Genomic DNA, 21,431 nt, shown 5'->3' with positions numbered 1-21,431 from the left:
GATGACCCAGACGTCCGACAACGCTGCTTCCGCCCAAGGCTCGGCCCGCGATCGCGAGATCGTCGAGGCGCGGGTGATCGTCACCTGCCCGGGGCGCAATTTCGTGACCCTCAAGATCGTCACCCGCTCCGGCGTGTACGGCCTGGGCGATGCCACCCTCAACGGCCGCGAACTGGCGGTGGCCTCCTACCTGCAGGACCACGTGGTGCCGAACCTGATCGGCCGCGATGCCGGCCGCATCGAGGACATCTGGCAGTTCTTCTACCGCGGCGCGTACTGGCGGCGCGGCCCGGTGACGATGACCGCGATCGCCGCGGTGGACGTGGCGCTGTGGGACATCCTCGGCAAGATGGCCGGCATGCCGCTGTACCAGCTGCTGGGCGGGCGCTCGCGCGAGGGCGCGCTGGTCTACGGCCACGCCAACGGCCGCGACATCGCCGAGACCAGCGAGGAAGTCGCCCGCTTCCGCGAACTCGGCTTCATCGCCATTCGCGCGCAGTGCGGCGTGCCCGGGATCAAGAAGACCTACGGCATTTCCAGCGGCGGCAAGCCCTACGAACCGGCCGAGAGCGAGCTGCCGACCGAGACCGTGTGGTCCACCCCGCGCTATCTCAGCGTGGTGCCGAAGCTGTTCGAACAGCTGCGCGCCGACCATGGCGACGAGATCGAACTGCTGCACGACGCGCACCACCGGCTGACCCCGATCGAAGCGGCGCGGCTGGCGCGCGATCTGGAGCCGTACCGGCTGTTCTGGCTGGAAGACGCCACCCCGGCGGAAAACCAGCGCGCCTTCGAGACCATCCGCCAGCACTCGGTGACGCCGCTGGCGGTGGGCGAGGTCTTCAATTCGATCTGGGACTGCAAGCACCTGATCGAACAGCAGCTGATCGACTACATCCGCACCACCATCGTGCATGCCGGCGGCATCACCCATGTGCGCCGGCTGGCCGACTTCGCCGCGCTGCACCAGGTACGCACCGGCTTCCACGGCGCCACCGACCTGTCGCCGGTGTGCATGGGCGCGGCGCTGCACTTCGACACCTGGGTGCCCAACTTCGGCATCCAGGAATACATGTTCCATTCCGACGAAGCCAACGCGGTGTTCCCGCACGACTACAGCTTCCATGCCGGCCGCCTGCATTGCGGCGAGACGCCCGGGCATGGCGTGGACATCGACGAAGCCCTGGCCGCACGCTATCCGTACGCGCCCAAGCAGCTGCCGGTGGCGCGGCTGGAAGACGGCGCGATGTGGGACTGGTGAGGCGCATGCGCTGGGGACGCGCACTGCTGTGGGCGCTGCTGGGAATCGTGGCGATGCAGAGTGCATCGGCGCAGCGCGGGCGGGCCGCCAACAGTGCCGAATTCGATTGGTTCGAATACCGCGGCGACGATGCGGTGTTCGCCACGCCGCTGCCGCCCGGCCACTACCGCAACCCGGTGCTGGCCGGCTTCCATCCCGACCCCAGCGTTGTCCGTGCCGGCGACCGCTACTACCTGGTCAATTCCAGCTTCGCCTATTTCCCGGCGCTGCCGGTGTTCGAGAGCCGCGACCTGGTGCATTGGCGGCAGGTCGGCAACGTGGTCGAGCGTGCCGGGCAGCTCGATTACGACGGCTTGCGCGTGTCGCGCGGCATGTTCGCCGCCAGCATCGCGCAGCATGACGGCCGCTTCTACGTGGTCGGCACCGCGGTGGACAGCGGCGGCAACTTCATCGCCAGCGCGGACGATCCGGCCGGGCCGTGGTCGCCGTTGCACTGGCTACCGGACATCGACGGCATCGACCCGTCGCTGTTCTTCGACGACGACGGCAGCGCCTACCTGCTCAACAACGGCCCGCCCGACGGCGCGCCGCTGTACGAAGGCCACCGCGCGATCTGGATGCAGCGCTTCGACCTGGCGCGAATGCAGCCGGTCGGCCCGCGCCAGGTGTTGGTCAATGGCGGCACCGACCTCGCCAGCAAGCCGATCTGGATCGAAGGCCCGCACCTGTACAAGCGCGACGGCTGGTACCTGCTGTCCTGCGCCGAAGGCGGCACCGGCCCGCAGCATTCGCAGGTGGCGCTGCGCAGCCGCACGCCATGGGGGCCGTACCTGCCGGCGCCGCATAACCCGATCCTGACCCAGCGCGACCTGCCCGCCGAGCGCGCCGACCCGATCAGCAACGCCGGCCATGCCGACCTGGTCGAAGGCCCCGACGGGCAGTGGTGGGCGTTGTTCCTGGCCAGCCGCCCGTACGCGGGCGAGCGCTACAACACCGGCCGCGAGACCTTCCTGCTGCCGGTCAGCTGGCACGACGGCTGGCCGTCGATCCTGCCCGCCGGGCAGCCGATTCCCTACATCGCGCCGGGGCCGCCCGGGCTGCGTGCCGACGCCGATACCGCGCCGCTGAGCGGCAACTTCACCTGGCGCGACGATTTCGATGCGCCGCGCCGCGATCCGCGCTGGCTATTGCTGCGCACGCCAAAGCGCGACTGGCTGGACCTGCGCGCGCGCCCGGGCTGGTTGACGCTGCAACCCGATACGCAAGGCCTGGACGGCAGCGGCAATCCGGCATTCCTGGCCTACCGGCAACAGCACATGCGCTTCGAGGCCAGCACCGCCGTACAGATACCGGCGCAGCCGGGCCTGGTCGCGGGCCTGGCCGCGTTCCAGAATGCCGATGCCTGGTACGTGCTCGGCGTGCGCCGCCGCGGCGCGCGCGCCGACGTGTTCCTCGACAAGCGCGACGGCAAGCGCACGACCACCGTCGCGCGCAGTACGGTCGATGCCACGGGCGCGCTGCGCCTGAAGATCGCCGGCGACGGCGGCCGCTATGCCTTCGCCTTTGCCGCCGATGGCCAGGACTGGCAGTGGCTGCGCCGCGACGACGATGCGGCGATGCTCAGCACCGCCGTGGCCGGCGGTTTCACCGGCACCACCCTCGGGCCGTACGCCCGCCGCGAACCGGATCGATCCAGCAAGGAGTAGGCAATGCACACCGAGACTGCGCCGTACCAAGGACGTGGCCGCCGCCTGGCGACGCTGGCGCTGCTGTTGGCCATCGCGCCGTGCGCGGCGCCTGCCGCCCAAGCGCCGCCGTACCTGGACACCCAGCGCAGCTTCGAGCAACGCGCCGCCGACTTGGTGTCGCGGATGACGCTGGAGGAAAAGGCCGCGCAGATGCAGAACGCCGCGCCGGCGATCCCGCGCCTGGGCGTGCCGGCCTACGACTGGTGGAACGAGGCGCTGCACGGCGTGGCCCGCGCCGGCGGCGCCACCGTGTTCCCGCAGGCGATCGGCATGGCGGCCACCTTCGACCTGCCGCTGATGCACGAAGTCTCCACCGCGATCAGCGACGAGGCGCGCGCCAAGCACCACGAGGCCCTGCGTCACGACCAGCACCAACGCTACCAGGGCCTGACCTTCTGGTCGCCGAACATCAACATCTTCCGCGACCCGCGCTGGGGCCGCGGCCAAGAGACCTACGGCGAGGATCCGTTCCTCACCGCGCGCATGGGCGTGACCTTCGTGCAGGGCCTGCAGGGCGAGGGCGCGGATGCGCCGAAGAACGCGCAAGGCGAGGCCTACCGCAAGCTGGACGCCACCGCCAAGCACTTCGCCGTGCACAGCGGCCCGGAGGCCGACCGCCACCACTTCGACGCGCACCCCTCGCAGCGCGACCTCTACGAGACCTACCTGCCGGCGTTCGAAGCGCTGGTCAAGCAAGGGAAGGTGGATGCGGTGATGGGCGCCTACAACCGCGTGTACGGCGAATCGGCCAGCGCCAGCAAATTCCTGCTGCGCGACGTGCTGCGCGACAGCTGGGGCTTCGACGGCTACGTGGTGTCCGACTGCTGGGCGATCGTGGACATCTGGAAGAACCACAAGATCGTCGCCACCCGCGAGCAAGCCGCCGCGCTGGCGGTGAACAACGGCACCGAACTGGAATGCGGCGAGGAGTACTCCACGCTGCCGGCCGCAGTGCGCAAGGGCCTGATCAGCGAAGCCGACGTCGACAAGGCGCTGCAGAAGCTGATGTATTCGCGCATGCGCCTGGGCATGTTCGATCCGCCGGACATCCTGCGCTGGGCGCAGATTCCCCTCTCGGCCAACCAGTCGCCCGAACACGACGCACTGGCGCGGCGCACCGCGCGCGAATCGCTGGTGCTGCTGAAGAACGACGGCGTGCTGCCGTTGTCGCGCGCGAAGATCAAGCGCATCGCCGTGATCGGCCCCACTGCCGACGACACCATGGCGCTGCTCGGCAACTACTACGGCACGCCGGCCGCGCCGGTCACCGTACTGCAGGGCATCCGCGAAGCCGCGCCCGACGCCGAAGTGCTTTACGCGCGCGGCGCCGACCTGGTCGAAGGCCGCGACGATCCCGCCGCCACGCCGCTGATCGAACCGCAATACCTGCGCCCGTCGGCCGATTCGCCCGAGCGCGGCCTGCGCGGCGAATACTTCCGCAACCGCGACCTGTCCGGCACCCCGGCGCTGGTCCGCACCGATGCGCAGATCGGCTTCAAGTGGGACCGCGGCTCGCCCACCGACAACCTGCTCGCGCGCGGCGAAGCCGGCCCGGACCAGGCCATCCCGGCGGACAACTTCAGCATCCGCTGGAGCGGCACGCTGGTGCCGCCAGCCACCGGCACCTATCACCTGGAAACCGCGGCCGACGACGGCGTGCGCCTATACCTGGACGGCAAGCGCGTGATCGACCGCTGGAGCGCCAGCGACCGCCTGCATGTCGACGGCGTCGATGTGCACCTGGAAGCCGGTCGCAGCTACGATCTGCGCCTGGAGTACTACGAAGGCGAGCGTAACGCCGGCATCCGCCTGGCCTGGCGCCAGCCCGGCGCCAAGCCGCCGCTGCAGGACGCGCTGGACGCCGCGCGCCGCGCCGACGTGGTGGTGTTCGTCGGCGGCCTCACCGGCGACGTGGAAGGCGAGGAGATGAAGGTCAACTATCCCGGCTTCGCCGGCGGCGACCGCACCGACCTGCGCCTGCCCAAGCCGCAGCGCGAGTTGCTCGAAGCGCTGCACGGCACCGGCAAACCGGTGGTGGCGGTGCTGACCACCGGCTCGGCGCTGGCCATCGACTGGGCGCAGCAACACGTGCCGGCGATCCTGCTGGCCTGGTACCCCGGCCAGCGCGGCGGCAGCGCCGTGGCCGACGTGCTGTTCGGCGACGCCAACACCGGCGGCCGCCTGCCGGTGACGTTTTACAAGGAAAGCGAAAAGCTGCCCGCGTTCGACGACTACGCCATGCGCGGCCGCACCTACCGCTACTTCGCCGGTACCGCGCTGTACCCGTTCGGGCACGGCCTGTCGTACACGCAGTTCGCCTATTCCGACCTGCGCCTGGACCGCAGCAAGCTGGTAGCCGACGGCAGCCTGCACGCCACGCTGAAGGTGAAGAACACCGGCCAGCGCGCCGGCAACGAAGTGGTGCAGCTGTACCTGCACCCGCTGTCGCCGCAGCGCGAACGCGCGAGCAAGGAACTGCGCGGCTTCCAGCGCATCGCCCTGCAGCCCGGCGAAACCCGCGAAGTGCGTTTCGCCATCTCCCCGCAGAGCGACCTGCGCCTCTACGACGAAGCGCGCAAGGCCTACGTGGTGGACCCGGGCGACTACGAACTGCAGGTCGGCGCCTCCAGCAGCGACGTACGCGCACGCCAGCGCTTCAGCGTGCAGCCGTCGCCCGCCGCGGAGGCAAAGCCGCACCCGTGACCGCGATCGGTGGTGCGAGCCGTCAACGCTCGCACCACCGAAGCCGTAGCCGTGGATGGCCGAGGTCAGCCCCAAGCACGTTACCGACCATGCACCGGCCCCACGCGATCCCCTGTAGGAGCGGCTTCAGCCGCGACCGCCTCACCGACCATGCTTAAGACCGAAACCGCCCTCCTGGATCTCCCGTGACCGAACCACGCCTCACCGCTGCCACGCTCCCCAACCTGCCGCCGGCCATCGCCCGCCCCACCTACGCCCTGGACCGCACCCGCATCGGCATCGTCCACCTCGGCGCCGGCGCCTTCCACCGCGCCCATCAAGCGGTCTACATCGACGACCTGCTCGCCAACGAACCGGACTGGGCGATCAGCGCCGTCTCCCTGCACAGCCCGCAGGTGCGCGACGCCCTGCGCCCGCAAGACGGCCTCTACACCCTCGCCCTGCTCGACGAACCACCCCAGCTGCGCATCATCGGCGCCATCCGCGAAGTGCTGTGCGCGCAGGACCAGCAGTCCGCCGTCCTCGCCCGCCTGGCCGACCCGGCGGTGCGCCTGGTCACCCTCACCGTCACCGAGAAAGGCTACTGCCTGGCCGGCGAACACCTCGACGTCGCTCATCCGGACATCGTCCACGACCTCGCCGCCGCGCACGCCCCGCGCAGCGCCATCGGCTACCTCGTCGCCGGCCTGCGCGAACGCCAGCGCCTGGGCATTGCGCCGTACACCGTGCTCAGCTGCGACAACCTGCCCGACAACGGCGGCAAGCTGCGCCGCGCCGTGCTGCAGTTCGCGCACGCCGTCGACCCGACCCTGGCCGCCTGGATCGAAACCGAAGCCAGCTTCCCGCGCTCGATGGTCGACAGCATCACCCCGGCCAGCGACGACGCCCTGCGCGAACGCGTCGCCGCGCAACTGGGTTGCCACGATGCCTGGCCGATCCAGCGCGAGCGCTACAGCCAATGGGTGATCGAAGACCGCTTCTGCAACGGTCGCCCGGCCTTCGAGCGCGCCGGCGTCACCCTGAGCGACGACATCGCCGGCTTCGATCGCGCCAAGCTGCGCCTGCTCAACGGCCCGCACTCGGCACTGGCGTATCTGGGCGCACTGCTCGGCCTGGACACCGTCGCCGACGCCATGCGCCACCCGCAACTGGCCGCCTTCGTCGAAACCCTGATGCGCGACGACATCGCACCGACGCTGCAACCGACGCCCGGCTTCGACCCACAGCGCTACACCGGCGCCATCCTCGCCCGCTTCCGCAACCCCGCCATCGCCCACCGGCTGGCGCAGATCGCCTGGGATGGCTCGCAGAAACTCCCCGTCCGCCTGCTCGGCACCATCGCCGATGCGCTGGCCGCCGGCCGCCGCATCGACCGCCTGTGCCTGCCGATCGCGGCGTGGCTGCAGTTCGTGCGGCGGCAGGCGCGCGATGGCGTGGCGCTGGTGGACCCGATGAGCGACGTGCTGACCGAGATCGGGCGCGGCGCAACCGGCGACGCGGGGCACGATGCGGGCGTCTTCCTCGCGCTGGATGCCGTGTTCGCGCCGCTGTCGGGCGATGCGCGCTTCGTGGAGGCATTGCGCAGCGCTTATGCTGCGCTGGGCGACGGAAGTCCCGCGAGCACACGACAAGCACTCGTGCCGACATAAATTCCGTAGGCCAACAAAGGGGCCAGAGGATATATGCGTTTGAAATGCATATTCCCTCTGGCCCTGAGGTTTCCAACGGGGGGCCAACAACCGGACCGGAGGAGGTATGCGTTTCAAGTGGGATATTTCCTCTTGCCCTTTTGTTTGGCTGCTTGATTGGCGTGGGTTCGGGCGCCGGAGTTAAGCTATCCAACCTCCCGACACCCGAGTGTGGGCCATGGATTCCTTTCACCAGGGACGCTGCATCGCTAACGCACTTCTAACAGGCGCACTGCTGTTGGGATTGGCCGCGTGCGCAGAGTCGTCCAACGCACATCAGGAGAAAGCTATGAAGGAAGCGAGCTCCACCGATATTCAGCGTGAGCAGGACCGCGTCGCCGCAATTGTCGATGCCGCCGCTCCTGAGAGATCGGCACCTGCGGAGCAGTGGAAGGGCTATCCCGAGCTTTCGTCTGGTCCCGAGCTCACGCCCAGCCAGCTGTTGCAGCAGGTCCAGGCGATGGCCAAGGCCTTCCGCGTTTACCACGATTCCGACCCGAGGAAGGTGGAACAGGTGCTGGGCATGGCATTGCCTCCCGACGCGAAGCAGGAGCGGAACGGCGTGAGCGGGCGGGTGGGAACGGGAAGCTACTCCTGGGCGGTCTGGAAGCCGTATCCAGAGAGTCCCGGCCATATTGTCGAGCTCACTCTGACGCAGCACGCTTGCCTGGCTTACGACGCAATCAAAGCCCCGTTGATCGCGAGCGGCTTCCGCATCTACGTGCCCACGTTCGGCGACGACAAGCGGATCTCGTTTGATAAGGAGGTGGGGCCTTCGCTGGGCCTTTTCATCGCAGCAACGCCCGACCGTCGGGAATCGCCGACGTGCGTCACCGTGGTGAGCTTCGAGCTGGATCGCCGCGATGCTTGACCCCCGCATCGAGCGCATGCTCCAAGAAACCGAACGGCAATCTTCATTGTCCCCGGGGGCTGCTCGCGATCTCCGGGAGGCGGTGGAGTCGTCGCCTTATTTGATCGAGGTGATGACCAAGGCCATGGACAAGGGCGATCTGGCGCATATCAGCGTGTCGAAGACCCCGAACGAAGGGGGGCACTACAGCCATGACACGAAGTCGATCAGCATCAACGCCGATGTATTCTTGAGGACAAGACCGGAAGAGCGGGTGGATCAGCTGACCGGCATCTTGGGGCATGAAACGGGTCACGCGTTGATGGCCCGCTCCAACGAGATCAGCACCTACAAGCTCTCCTATGGCATCGAACAGTCCCTCAGAGAGGGCAGACGCTATGGTGATGCCACCGTCGATATCACCCCACTGGCAAAGGACTACATCCAGGCATCGCGCCAGAACGAAGCGTTAGCCGAACTGGTCTCAATGAACTCGGTCGCTAGCCGTGTCAAGCACCAGCACCCCAACGCAAGCGAGGGCTACTTGTTGCGGCGGATGGAGCCCACCACCCCATGCGTCACCAACGGCCGATTGGAACCGGGCATACGTTTGGACAGCGAGGGCATCCAGCACACCGACAACCGCATCAACAGTCCTGCGGTGGAGGCCGTGGCCGTCTGCCAGTTCGATCGGTCCGGCAACAGCCTGGGGGCGCTCGGCCAGTCCGATTACAACGCTTTCTACTTGTCCTACATCGTGTCCGCTGGCGCTGCCGTGTCCCGTGACTTGGACCGTGGTTCTACTCAGTCGATTCCGAGCCTTGGGTTAAACCTGAAAGAGCTTGGCAGTTCGGCGGAAGAGATCCAGGCGGCCGGCATCGCCCTGGGTGGGCAAGGCAGGGCATTCGGCTTCACAGACACGTCCGGAGGGCAGCTGCGACCGGTGGAAGTGCGCCAAATGGGGCGCGATGGCGCCGGCCAACCGGACATCGACCCCCAAGCTGTCTCTCGCGACCAAGCTGTGTTGGCTGACAACCCCGCGCATCCAGATCACCCCACCTACCAGCAGATCCATTCCTGGGTCAGTGGAACCGGGAACTGGAACGAGCAGGAGAGCCGCAACGTCACCGCAGCGCTCTACAAGCAGCAGGCCGAAGATCCGCTGGTGAAGCGGGTTGATCGTGTGACCGGCGCGCTGGGCAAGGACGGGGCCGAGAACGTGCTTGCGGTCTACGCGCCGTTTGGCGACAAACTGCCGATGTTCCATGCTCGGGTCGATGGACGCGAGGCGGCCCAGCAGCCGGCGGAGCAGAACCTTGTGCAGGCCGAGCAAATCAGGATCGAGCAGGTCCGCCAGCAGCAAGTGGAGATGAGCAAGCAACAAGCCCCGCAGCAAGAGCAGGGGCCGCGGATGACGATGTAGCATTCTGAATATGTTCGTGGAATGAAGCACTTCACTGGGCCATGATGCGAGCGGGACAATAGGGTTGGAGGAAATATAGGATTGAGCTGGATATTTCCTCTGGCCCCGTTGTTGGCTGTCGATGGCCATCGTGCCGGCCAGGGCAAATGGTCTGGATGGAAGATGTGTTTGGAACGGATATTTTCTCTGGCCTCATCATTGATGGTGGCTAGAGAATTAATTGGAACACTTGATTTGAGTCCATTGACAGGGTTCCGCGGCCGGTCGCATGATTGGATTGTTGCGGCACATTCCGCAGCCGGGATTGACAGCCTGAAACCACAAGGCGCACCAGCGCCCATTGCTCGATGTCGGCGCTTTTCTTTTGTCCGGCTTTTGGGATGGGTCGCGTGCTCGCCCTTTGGCGGGCGGTGTGCGGAGGCCGAAAGGTCTGCCGGTTCCTTGTGGCCGGTCTGTCAACCGCGCACCGTCCGCCACCTCGGTTGACAGCGAGTAGGTGGATTCCTCAGCACACAAGGAGTCCGACATGCACCGTTTCAACAGAACCACCTTCACTCCCCCCAAGGCAGCATCCGCGTCGCGTACACCCAAGCGCCGCGCTCGATCAGCCGACACGCAGGCCGCTGAGCACCCGGCGACCGCCGATGCCTCCCCATTCGTCGCACCCGCCGCGTCGCGCCTGCGCTTCCGCGTGCCCGAGCGCTGCACGATGGGTTACCAGCATTACGATGTGCGCCGCGCCGAGGACATCGTCGGCTGCGCCGTGCCCAAGCTGCGCCTGTCCGGGCGCTGGCTGGAGCAGTACGGTTTTGCTGTGGGCGATGCGTTGCGGGTGACGGTGGGGCGCGGGGTGTTGTTGATCAGCCGCGTGCCGGCTGCGGTCGTGCCATCGGCGCGGGCTGTGGGCAAGAAGAAGTCGCGGGCAGCGCGCGCCGCTCCAAATCCGCTGCGATCCAAAGTCTGACGCCATTGGTAGGCGCACGCGCGTGTTGCGTGCGCCGCCGGGGCCACGCCAGCGTCGCGTTAGGCGGCGACTGGCGTGGTGGTGGTGGTCGGTTTCTTGCAGTGATGGCGCCGGCCTCGATGCCGAGTGTCACGCGGCATTGCCAAGACCGAAACATCGCTCTGTTCCTGGGAATCGTTGGATTGCAGAGCGTCCACTGCGGATGCCTGCCGTGAACGCAGCAGCCTGACGCGGCGTGCAAATGCCTCGGTCGGATGTCCCCTCATCCGGCGCTGCGCGCCACCTTCTCCCGGTGGGAGAAGGGAGGGGCTTTGTCGGGGTCTTGCCGCGATTGATGACCTGGGTCCACTCGGAACCCTTCCTGCAAAAGCGCCGCCGCCGCTACGGCGCAAACCCCAACCCCGTCGCCTTCACCCGCACCCGCGCCAGGATCGTGTGCGAGGTCATGTACAGGGTGCGGCCGTCGTCGCCGAAGGCGCAGTTGGCGACGGGGCCGCCGGTTTCGATGCGGCCCAGGCGGCGGCCGTCGGGCGCGAACACCAGCACGCCGCCGGGGCCGGTGGCGAACAGGCGCCCGTCGCTGGCCACGGCCATGCCGTCCGGCAGGCCGGGGTTGGCGTCGCCGACGATGTCGGAGGCGTCGGCGAAAATGCGCTTGCCGGTGACCGCGCCGCGCGCGTCGAGCGTGTAGGCGGTCCAGATCGGCCGCGCCGGGTCGGAGTTGGCCACGTACAGGGTGCGTTCGTCGGGCGACAGGGCGATGCCGTTGGGCAGCTTCAGGCTATCGTCCAGCAGGTGCACGCTGCCGTCGGGGTCCAGCCGGTATACGCCGTTGAAGCGCAGTTCCTTGACCGGGGAGGTGTCGCCGCCCTTCAGGCCGTACGGCGGGTCGGTGAAGAACACCACGCCGTCGCGGCGCCGCACCAGGTCGTTGGGGCTGTTGAAACGGTGGCCGTCGTAGGCGCTGGCCAGCGGGGTCTTGCGCCGCGTGGCGGGATCGAGCCGGGCGATGCTGCGGTTGCCCGAATCGGCGAGCAGCACGCTGCCGGACGGTTCGGCCTGCAGGCCGTTGGCGCCGGCCTCGCGCAAGGCCTCCAGCGGCGGACCGGCGTAGCCGGACGGCTTGAGGAACACCGACAGGCCGTCGCGCTCGGACCAGCGGTACATGGTGTTCTGCGGCACGTCGTTGAACAGTAGGTAGCCGCCGTCGCGCACCCAGGCCGGGCCTTCGGACCAGGTGAAGCCTTCGGCGATGCGCTCGATGCGCGCGTCCGCGGCCACCGTGTCGCCGAACGCGGGATCGAACGCGGTGACATGGCCGATCACCGGAAAGGGCGGCGCAGGCGCCTGGCGCGTCGCACAGCAGGCAAGCAACACCAGGACGGCGGCGGCAAGCAGGACGCGGGCCGGAAATCGCATCGGAGCATTCCTGGGTGGTGTGGGGGCGATGATGCCATCTGCCGGGCGCGTGCTCTTCACCTCCGCGCGCACGCGCGACTGGGTATGCTCGCGGCCACGGTGGCGTCTCCCAGTTGCAAATCCCGGCCACCGCCTAAGGAGATGGGTGATGGCGAACGACGATGAACTGAAGAAGACGGTGGACACGGTTGACGCGACCGACGCCAAGCCGGGCCAGGCGCAGCGGCAGACGCTGGACAACACGCCCGAGGCGCGGGTGGAGCAGCCGTCCGGGTTCGAAGCGCACGCCGCCGCGCCCGCGCCCGCGGCCGAGCCGACCGGTGCCGACCGCGCCCTGCACGACAAGGTGCGCAGCGGCGTGGCCCAGGCCGAGCAGGCGCTGGGCAAGGACTGGGACGACAACAGCGAGCGCCTGACCGCCAGTCTGACCCTGCTGGCCAGGCAGAGCGGCTTCAGCGAGCGCGACCAGCTGTCGGTGGGCTTCAACCGTCCCACCGCGGCGCTGCAGGGCGGCGAGCTGGCGTTCGTGTACCGCGACGGGGCCACGGCGTCGCCCGATCCCTATGCCAACCGCGCGCACATGACGACCAGCGAGGCGATCGCGCGGCCGGCGCAGGAAACCTACCAGCAGTTGCAGGCGTACACGGCGCAGCAACAGGCCACGCAGGCGCAGACCCAGGCTCAGTCGCCGCAGGTGCCGACGCGCTGAGTCGGCAGCGGCGCCTCGGCTCTGGCAGCCGTGCGGCCAGCTGCCTGGCAAACGCCAGGGCGCGCCCTGGTGGTGGCGGCTGTTGCGGCTGCGCCAGCGGGCGCGTTATTGCGCCTGCGCCTGGGCCGGCACCGCCAGCACCGCGTCGAACGCAGGCTTGGGCTTGCGCTCGCGGTCGAACAGCAGCGGATAGTTGCGGCGCCCCGGCACCGGATAGTCGTTCTTCCACGACATGCCATCGTCCACGCCCCACAGGCTGACCCGGGCCAGCTTGTCGCGCTTGCGCCAGAACAGTTGAAACAGTTCGGCGTAGCGATCGCGCAGCCGCGCCTGCACGTCCGCCGGCAGGCCGTCGCGGTACGGATCGAGGTAGCGCTTGAACTCGGGCAGCTGGAACTGCTTGTGCGCCATGCCGGTGCCGATCACCTGGCCTTCCTTGGTCAGCGGCAGCACGTCCACGTCCAGTTCGGTGATCATCACCTTGACCCCGAGCGCGGCGTAGGCGTCGATCGCCGCCTCGATGTCGTGCAGGCTGGGGTAGTCCAGGCCCCAGTGGCCCTGCATGCCGACGCCATCGATGCGGATGCCGGCATGCTGCAGCATCTTCACCATGCGCACGATGCCGTCGCGCTTTTGCGGGCGCCAGGCGTTGAAGTCGTTGTAGTACAGCTGCGCATCCGGCGCGGATTGCGCGGCGACGCGGAACGCCTGCCGCACCAGCTCGTCGCCGTCGCCGACGCGCTCCACCCACTTGGTGTTGCGGTAGCTGCCGTCCTCGTCGATCACTTCGTTGACCACGTCCCAGGCCTGCACCTTGCCGACGTAGCGCCCGGCCACGGCCTGGATGTGTGCGCGCATGCGTTCGAGCTGCGCGTCGCGGCCGTTGGGCTTGCCCTGCGCATCGACGAAGAACCAGTCCGGGGTCTGGTTGTGCCAGACCAGGGTGTGGCCGACCACGAACATGCCGTGGCGGCGGCCGTAGTCGACGAAGGCATCGGCGGCGGCGAAGTCGAAGACGCCGGGACGCGGATTGACCACTTCGGCCTTCATGGCATTCTCGGCGGTGATCGCGTTGAACTGCCGCGGCACCAGCGCGGCGGAGGCCGCGTCCTTGCCGGAGACGATGTCGGCGTTAACCGCGGTGCCGATCAGGAACGCGCTGGCGTAGGCGTCCTTGAGGCCGCGGGTGGTCGCCGCCGCCGGCGTGCCTGCAGCGGTGGCGGCAGCATCGGCCGCCTGCGCTGGCGCAATGCCGCACAGACCGGCCAGTAGAAGCGCCGCGAGCAGGGGCTTGCGCAGGGCCGGCATGGCGTTGGTCATCGTTCGATGCTGGCGCTCGAGTGCGGCGCGCTCACAGCCGGTACGCCCGCTTCGGCAAGCGGTAGGCCAGGTCGAGCGCGACCTCGGCGGCCTCGTCCTCGTCGAGGCGATGCTCGGCCACAAGTTTGGCCAGGAACGCGCAATCCACGCGGCGGGCGACGTCGTGCCGCGCCGGGATCGACAGGAACGCGCGGGTGTCGTCGTTGAAGCCGACCGTGTTATAGAAACCGGCGCTGGCCAGGGTCTGCTCGCGGAAGCGCCACATGCCTTCGGGCGCATCGTGGAACCACCAGGCCGGGCCGAGCAGCAGCGCCGGATAGTGCCCGGCCAACGGCGCCAGTTCGCGCGCGTAGGTGCTCTCGTCCAGGGTGAACAGGATCAGGGTGAAGCCCGGGGTGTTGCCGAAGCGGTCCAGCAGCGGCTTGAGCGCGTGCACGTAGTCGGTGCGCAGCGGCAGGTCGGCGCCCTTGTCGCGGCCGTAGCGCGCGAACAGGGCGCGGTTGTGGTTGCGGAAGCAGCCCGGGTGCAGCTGCATCACCAGGCCGTCGTCCACGCTCATCGCCGCCATTTCGGTCAGCATCTGCGCGCGGAACAGTTCGGCATCCTCGGCGCTGGCGCCACCGTCGCGCACGCGCGCGAACAGGCGCGCCGCTGCGGCCGCGGACAGGTCGGCGGTGGCGGCGCTGGGATGGCCGTGGTCGGTGGAAGTAGCGCCCATCTGCGCGAAGAACGCGCGCCGCTGGCGATGCGCGCGCAGATAGCCGTCCCAGGCATACACGTCCTCGCCGGTGAGCTCGCCGAAGCGGCGCAGCGCGTCGGGGAATTGCTCGTGCTCCGGATCGATCACCGCATCGGGGCGGTAGGCGGTGATCACCCGTCCGCTCCAACCGCTGGCGCGGATCGCGGCATGCTGCTGCAGCGGGTCCAGCGGCGATTCGGTGGTGGCGATCACCTCGATGCCGAAACGATCGAACAGCGCGCGCGGCCGGAACGCCGCGGTCTGCAGCGCCTCGCCGATGCGGTCGTAATACAGGTCGGCGCTGGCCGCATCCAGCCGCACGCGCAGGCCGAACACCTCGTGGAACACATGGTTCAGCCACAACGCCGAGGGCGTGCCGCGCAGCAAGTGGAAACGCTCGGCGAACACGCGCCAGGCCGCGCGCGGGTCCACCGCGGCACGGCTGCCGTCGGCGCGCGGGATGCCCAGCGCGTCCAGGTCCACGCCCTGGCTGTAGAGCATGCGGAACACGTAGTGGTCGGGCACCAGCAGCAGTTCGGTGGCGTTGGCGAACGCTGCATCCTCGGCGAACCAGGCCGGGTCGGTGTGCCCGTGCGGGCTGACGATGGGGAGCGCGGCGACCTGTGCGTACAGGCGCCGCGCGATCGCCCGCATCCCTGGCTCCGGCGGCAGCAGGCGGTCGGGGTGCAGGGACAGGGCGGGTGAGGACATGATGGAGTCTAGGTCCGGGAAATGGACAAGGTTAACGCGCCGCGTTACGGCTTGCCCGCCACATAGCTGCGCAGCCAGGTCAGTGCCGGGCGTTCGCTGTTGTCGTCGCGCACCAGATAGGCGCCTTCCTTGTCGCGCCACAAGCCGCGGCGGAAGCCCCACAGGGTCACGCCACGCACGCTCGGGTGCTCCCAGAACAGCGGGAACACGCGCTGGTAGTTGGCCAACTGCTGGGCGTCGGTCGGCCCGTCCAGGTCGAACTCGGTGACGTAGATCGGCAGGCCGGTCGTGGCCAGCAGGTCGAGGTTGGCGCGATGCACCGGAATCGGCGCGTACGGTTCGGTCTCGAAGGCGTGTTCCTGCAGGCCGATCGCATCGATCAGGTGTTCCTGCTGCAGCAGCTGGATGGTGTGCAGGTACTGGCGCGTGGCGTTGTTATCGCTGGTGATGCCGAAGTCGTTGATCATCAGCTTGGTCCTCGGGAAATACTGCCGTGCCAGACGGAACGCCTGCAGCACCCAGTCAACGCCGGTGCTGCCGGTGCCGCCCAGCGCCTGCAGGTAGTTGCCGCTGTCGCTCTTCCTGTTGTCGGGCTGATTGTGGCCCGGCAGGGTTTCGTTGGCCACCTCAAGCAGATCGATGTCCGGATAACGCTGCGCGACCGCGGCGAACCAGTGCTCGATGGCAGCGCGCTGCTCTGTCGGCGACAGGGTCCGCATCCATAGCGGCTGTTGGGCGCCCCAGACCATCACGTGCATCTGGAACGGCATGTTGTTGCGCTTGGCCAGGTTGTAGGCTTCATCGAGCGCGCCCCAGTCCATGCGCCCGCGGACGGCTTCCACGCTGCCCCATTTGCCGGCATTCTCGGGGGTGACCTTGTTCCAGTAATTGGTGAAATCCCGTGCCTGCGGCGGACTATAGGCGCTGCCCAGGAAGCGCTGTTTGCCGGCCGCGATCGGCGCGGCGCCCGCTGCAGCGGAACAGACCAGCAGTAACGCAAACAACAGCGAAGTCAGTGTTTTCATCATGGCACCTCGATGGTTGTGGTGGTGGGTGGGGGTGGGGGAAAGGGTGGGGAACGATCTAGGCAGGTTCTTGCAGCCGCGCCGGCTGCAACCGCGGCGCCAGCCATTGCAGCAGCGCCAGCGCCAGCAGGTAGGCCGAGCCGGCCATCAGGAACACCGGCACATAGCTGCCGGTGGCCTGCAACAGGAAGCCGATGAAGGTGGCGATCAGCATGCCGCCGACCGCCCCGGCGAAGCCGCCGATGCCGACCACGCTGGCCACCGCATGGCGCGGGAACATGTCCGAGGTCAGGGTGAACAGGTTCGCCGACCAGCCCTGGTGCGCGGCGGTGGCCAGGCCGATCAGGCCCACCGCCAGCCACAGGTTGTCGGCGCGCGCGGCGAACACGATCGGCACCACGGCCAGCGCGCAGATCAGCATCGCGGTCTTGCGTGCGCGGTTCACGCTCCAGCCGCGGGCGATGAAGCGCCCGGCGATCCAGCCGCCGGCGATGCTGCCGACGTCGGCGAGCACGAAGATCACGATCAGCGGCGCGCCGAGCTGCAGCAGGCTCAGCCCGTACTCGGCATGCAGGAACTTGGGCAGCCAGAACAGGAAGAACCACCAGATCGGGTCGGTGACCAACTTCGCCACCACGAACGCCCAGGTCTGGCGGTGGCGCAGCAGCTGCGCCCAGCTCAGCCGCTGCAGCGGTTCCGGCGGATCGCTGCGGATATGCGCCAGTTCCGCCGCGCTCAGCCGCGGCTGCTGTTCCGGCGCGCGGTAGTTCAGCCACCACACCAGCAGCCAGGTGGCGCTGAGTGCGCCGGTGAACAGGAACGCCGACTGCCAGCCCCAGGTGCTGGCGATCACCGGCACCAGCAGCGGCGCGACGATGGCGCCGATGTTGGAACCGGAATTGAAGATGCCGGTGGCCAGCGCGCGCTCGCGCCGCGGGAACCATTCGGCCACGGTCTTGATCGCCGCCGGGAAGTTGCCCGACTCGCCCAGGCCCAGGAAGAAGCGCGCGATCGCGAAACCGACGACGCTGGTCGCCAGCGCATGGCTCATCGCCGCCAGGCTCCAGATGCCGATCGCCAGCGCATAGCCGGCGCGCGTGCCGAAGCGGTCGATCACCGCGCCGCTGCACAGCAGGCCCAGCGCGTAGGCGGCCTGGAAGGCGGTGACGATGTAACCGTATTCGATTTCGTTCCAGCCGATGTGTTCCTGCAGGAACGGCGCCAGCACGCCGAGCACCTGGCGGTCGATGTAGTTGATGGTGGTGGCGGCCAGCAGCAGTGCGCAGATGCGCCAGCGCATGCGGCCCAGGCGCGCGACGGTGTTGTTCACGCCCGGCGCCGGGATCATGGCCATGCCGCCGGCACGGCGGCAGCGAGGTGCGCCGCGCTGGAGGTGCACGTCTGTCGGGTACTGCAATGCAGTATGCAATCTGCGCTGTGTCCGGCTCGGTGCATTCGCTTCGATCCTCCAGGGCGCGGCGCTCGCCGCGGTTTGGTAGCGCTATCATTAACATGCCGGCGCAAACGATCCATCGTGCACAGCAACACGAAACACGGTGGCGAGATGCGAAGCGTGATGTGGATCCGCCAGAACTGGGCACAGGTTTTCAGTAATGTATCGATGCTGTCCGGCATTATGTTACCGTGCAGCGTGACAGCCATCTTGTTAGCGCTACCATCCGCGGCCACGGCCCATGACATGGGCATCCGAAGTTGCTGCACGTTTTTCCGTCGCTCGGGCAATTCGTCGGCTGGCCGCTCCGCGTGGCATCGCAGGGCCGCAGGTCACCTGTTTTGGGGAGAATCACGGTGAAGAACAGTTACGCGCGCACCACGTTGTCGCATGCATTGGCCACCGCATTGCTGGGCATGGCGGCCGGCAGCGCCTGGGCGCAGGCCGCGCCACCGGCGCAGGCGCCCACAGCGACGCAGGCGGCCCCTGCGCCCGCCGCGGCCGGCGACGAGACGGTCAAGCAGCTGGATACGGTCACCGTCTCCGGCTACCGCCGCAGCATCCAGTTCTCCACCGACGCCAAGCGCGATTCGGTCACCTTCAGCGATACCGTGTTCGCCGAGGACATCGGCAAGTTCCCGGACATGAACATCGCCGAGTCGCTCAACCGCATCCCCGGCGTGCAGCTCTCGCGCGACGTCAACGGCGAAGGCCTGAACATCGCCATCCGCGGCCTGGGCACCAGCTTCACCAAGACCACGCTCAACGGCGCCAGCATCGCCACCGCCTCGATCGGCATCAACGCGCAGAACCAGAACCGCGAAGTGGATCTGAATCTGTTCCCGACCGAGTTCTTCACCCAGCTGACGGTGAGCAAGACGCCCACCGCGAGCATGCTCGAAGGCGGCGTGTCCGGCGTGGTCGACATGCGCAGCGCGCGGCCGTTCGACCGTCCCGGCACGCACCTGACCTACCAGTTGCAGGGCGACTGGAACAGCACCAGCGAAAAGACCAGCCCGCGCGGCGCGCTGATGGGCAGCTGGACCAATGAAGCCGGCACCTTCGGCGCGCTGTTCGGCGTGGCCTCGGTGCGCAGCAAGCTCGGCGTGGAAGGCTTCGAGAGCATCGGCTGGACCAACCCCGGCCTGACCTACGCGCAATGCGGGCTGACCCCGCCGGCCGGCACCCCCTCGAGCAACCAGCCGGCCGCGTGCAACGCCAACGGCGGCGGCAACTGGCGCATTCCCGACACCGTGCCGGTTACCGCCGGCGCCGGACTCACCCCGGGAGAGAGCATCGACGCCGCCTGGCTGCTGGCGCACAACCCCGGCCTGAGCATCGCGCAGATCAGCGACGCGCTGATCCCGCGCCTGGGCCGCCGCGTACAGATGCAGGGCGACCGCGACCGCGACGCGTCGGTGATGTCGCTGGAATGGCGGCCCAGCGACACCGCGCATTTCTACCTGGACACGCTGTTCTCCAAGGCCAAGCGCACCACCGAGCGCACCAGCATGAATCTGATCGGGCGCAACGGCAACATGCTCCCGTTGGACATGCAGCTGGACGACAACAACGTCGTCACCGATGCCACCTTCACCAATGCGCAGTACTTCCTGGAAGCGCGGCCGTACCGCGAACAGGTCAAGTTCTGGAGCGTCAATCCCGGTGCCGAACTGCTGTTCGGCGCCGACCAGGACATCAAGCTCAACGTGCAGGCCAATGCCACCCGCAGCTGGCTGTACCGGCAGTCGCCGAGCGTGCTGGTGACCTCGCCGTTCACCACCGTGGACTACCGCAACAGCGGCGGCGACCAGCCGTCGATCACCAGCCCGTTGGACCTCGACGATCCGAACCTGGGCTGGAGCTGGACCGGCGGCCGGCTCAACATCAGCAACGAGAAGCGCGAGACCGAGACCCGCGGCGCGCGCGCCGACCTGCAGTTCGGCGAGGACAAGCGCAACATCAAGGTCGGCGTCGCCTACGACCAGGCCGAGCGCCGCATCCGCGGCTTCGACAACAGCACCGCATGGGAAACCCTGGTCTGCCGCGGCGCGGCCACCACCTGCACCGGCGGCGCCGGTTCGCTGATCCCGCAGTCGGCGCTGGCGTCCTACCTCAAGCCCGGCCCGGGCGGCTTCATCACCGTGGACTTCGACCGCTTCCTGCGCGACAGCGGCTACTACGGCCTGAGTGCCAGCGCGCCGGAGACCAACGCCGCCAACACCGGCGCCTCCACCGGCGGCATCCTGGAAAAGAACTGGGGCTTCTACGTCGAGACCAACGCCGAGACCGACGTGTGGAACCGCGCGCTGCGCTTCAACGCCGGCGTGCGCTACGTGACCACCGACCAGACCATCAGCGGCCCGGTCACCATCGGCGGGGTGCGCCGCTACCAGGTGCTGAACTCGAACTACAACGAACTGCTGCCCTCGTTCAACCTGGCCTGGGACGTGGCCGACAGCGTGGTGCTGCGCCTGTCCGGCTCGCGCACGCTGACCCGTCCCGATCCCAGCGCGATGCTGCCCAACACCAACTTCAGCGATCCCTCCGCGCAGACCGCCACCCAGGGCAATTCGAACCTGGCGCCGTACCGCTCCACCAACGTGGACATCGGCGGCGAGTGGTACACCGGCGGCGAGGGCTTCGTCGGCCTGACCCTGTTCGACAAGCGCATCGACGGCTTCACCGTCAACGGCGTGCGCCGCATCCCGTTCCTGGACCTGGGCGTGGACTACAACAACCTGAGCGCGACCCAGCAGGCCGCGCTCGACCAGCGTGGCGGGCCGAACGCGGCCACCGTGGACGTGCAGACCCAGGTCAACGCCGACGGCACGCTCAACATCCGCGGCCTGGAAGCGATCTGGGTGCAGCCGCTGGACCGCCTGCTCGACGGGCTGGGCTTCAGCCTCAACTACACCCACGTCAAGCAGGAGTCCGAGGGCGACGGCATCCAGGCGGTGGCGGTGGGGGTGGCGCCGAACCTGTGGAACGGCACCGTGTACTGGGAGAAGAACAACGCCTCGGTGCGCCTGTCCTACGCCTGGAACGACGACATGATCATCTCCGGCGCCAACCAGAACGGCATTCCCGACGCGCGGCTGATGGCCGATGCGCGCGGACAGCTGGACCTGTCGGCCAGCTACACGCTGGCGTGGATCCGCTCGGCGCCGCAGATCACCCTCAACGTCACCAACCTCACCAACGAACCGCTGCGCACCACCTTCCAGTATCCGAACGCCACCTACGACCTGTACCAGCCCGGCCGCACCATCATGCTCGGCATCCGCGGTTCGTTCTGATCCTGCGCGCCGGCGGCGTGGTCTCCTCGGGGCCGCGCCGACCGGCGTGCAGATTCGCCGTACCCTTGTCCTCCGCCCCCTCTCCCGGCGCAGAGGGCAGCACGCTCCCCCCGCGACTC

Annotated in this window: 14 protein-coding genes; 9 read left to right on the top strand and 5 right to left on the bottom strand. The window is 68.2% G+C overall.

The window, feature by feature from the left end; all coding sequences use genetic code 11:
* The first annotated feature begins 1 nt into the window (after position 1).
* The 7 genes from manD (at position 2) to KHF85_RS19890 (ending at position 10,637) form a co-directional block, all read left to right on the top strand.
* Positions 2-1,261, top strand: a complete 1,260-nt coding sequence (gene manD / locus KHF85_RS19920) for a D-mannonate dehydratase ManD (RefSeq protein ID WP_009610739.1) — start codon at positions 2-4, stop codon at positions 1,259-1,261.
* Between the two features lie 53 nt (positions 1,262-1,314).
* Positions 1,315-2,967 (top strand): glycoside hydrolase family 43 protein, encoded by a 1,653-nt coding sequence (locus tag KHF85_RS19915; protein WP_284569609.1) that lies wholly within the window; start codon positions 1,315-1,317, stop codon positions 2,965-2,967.
* Positions 2,968-2,970: 3 nt separating this feature from the next.
* Positions 2,971-5,712 carry a glycoside hydrolase family 3 protein gene (locus KHF85_RS19910; RefSeq protein WP_284568000.1) on the top strand — a complete coding sequence of 914 codons (2,742 nt, stop codon included), beginning with the start codon at positions 2,971-2,973 and terminating at the stop codon, positions 5,710-5,712.
* A 185-nt stretch (positions 5,713-5,897) separates the two neighbouring features.
* Positions 5,898-7,361: a mannitol dehydrogenase family protein gene (locus tag KHF85_RS19905; RefSeq protein WP_284567999.1), complete on the top strand. Its 1,464-nt coding sequence runs from the start codon at positions 5,898-5,900 to the stop codon at positions 7,359-7,361.
* A gap of 328 nt (positions 7,362-7,689) precedes the next feature.
* Positions 7,690-8,271: a hypothetical protein gene (locus KHF85_RS19900; RefSeq protein WP_284567998.1), complete on the top strand. Its 582-nt coding sequence runs from the start codon at positions 7,690-7,692 to the stop codon at positions 8,269-8,271.
* On the top strand, positions 8,264-9,673 hold the full coding sequence (locus tag KHF85_RS19895; RefSeq protein WP_284567997.1) for an XVIPCD domain-containing protein: 1,410 nt from the start codon (positions 8,264-8,266) through the stop codon (positions 9,671-9,673). Before KHF85_RS19900 ends, KHF85_RS19895 begins: the two co-directional genes overlap by 8 nt.
* A 526-nt stretch (positions 9,674-10,199) precedes the next feature.
* Positions 10,200-10,637 (top strand): SymE family type I addiction module toxin, encoded by a 438-nt coding sequence (locus KHF85_RS19890; RefSeq protein ID WP_284567996.1) that lies wholly within the window; start codon positions 10,200-10,202, stop codon positions 10,635-10,637.
* Positions 10,638-11,018: 381 nt separating this feature from the next.
* Here the strand turns inward: KHF85_RS19890 and KHF85_RS19885 are convergent, their stop codons facing one another.
* On the bottom strand, positions 11,019-12,056 hold the full coding sequence (locus tag KHF85_RS19885) for an SMP-30/gluconolactonase/LRE family protein (RefSeq protein WP_284567995.1): 1,038 nt from the start codon (positions 12,054-12,056) through the stop codon (positions 11,019-11,021).
* A gap of 148 nt (positions 12,057-12,204) precedes the next feature.
* Here KHF85_RS19885 and KHF85_RS19880 point away from each other — a divergent pair, with 148 nt between their 5' ends.
* A complete protein-coding gene (locus tag KHF85_RS19880; protein WP_284567994.1) occupies positions 12,205-12,765 on the top strand; it encodes an XVIPCD domain-containing protein in 561 nt (186 codons plus the stop codon).
* Between the two features lie 105 nt (positions 12,766-12,870).
* Here KHF85_RS19880 and KHF85_RS19875 read toward each other — a convergent pair whose 3' ends face one another.
* The 4 genes from KHF85_RS19875 to KHF85_RS19860 are packed head-to-tail and all read right to left on the bottom strand — an operon-like array spanning position 12,871 to position 17,914.
* Positions 12,871-14,085: an endo-1,4-beta-xylanase gene (locus KHF85_RS19875; RefSeq protein WP_284567993.1), complete on the bottom strand. Its 1,215-nt coding sequence runs from the start codon at positions 14,083-14,085 to the stop codon at positions 12,871-12,873.
* 31 nt (positions 14,086-14,116) lie between these two features.
* Positions 14,117-15,535, bottom strand: a complete 1,419-nt coding sequence (gene uxaC, locus KHF85_RS19870; protein ID WP_284567992.1) for a glucuronate isomerase — start codon at positions 15,533-15,535, stop codon at positions 14,117-14,119.
* A gap of 44 nt (positions 15,536-15,579) precedes the next feature.
* Positions 15,580-16,560, bottom strand: coding sequence for an endo-1,4-beta-xylanase (locus KHF85_RS19865; RefSeq protein ID WP_284567991.1), 981 nt, complete (start codon positions 16,558-16,560; stop codon positions 15,580-15,582).
* Positions 16,561-16,618: 58 nt separating this feature from the next.
* A complete protein-coding gene (locus KHF85_RS19860) occupies positions 16,619-17,914 on the bottom strand; it encodes an MFS transporter (protein WP_284567990.1) in 1,296 nt (431 codons plus the stop codon).
* 455 nt (positions 17,915-18,369) lie between these two features.
* Here KHF85_RS19860 and KHF85_RS19855 point away from each other — a divergent pair, with 455 nt between their 5' ends.
* The gene (locus KHF85_RS19855; protein ID WP_284567989.1) at positions 18,370-21,312 is read left to right on the top strand and encodes a TonB-dependent receptor; all 2,943 of its coding nucleotides are present in this window, start codon (positions 18,370-18,372) and stop codon (positions 21,310-21,312) included.
* Positions 21,313-21,431 lie beyond the last annotated feature (119 nt).

Origin of the sequence: Xanthomonas graminis pv. graminis, assembly GCF_030168915.1 — a bacterium.
In the GTDB taxonomy this organism is placed as follows: domain Bacteria; phylum Pseudomonadota; class Gammaproteobacteria; order Xanthomonadales; family Xanthomonadaceae; genus Xanthomonas_A; species Xanthomonas_A translucens.
Note: the sequence above shows the minus strand (reverse complement) of the source record. Positions and strands in the feature narration are given on the sequence as shown.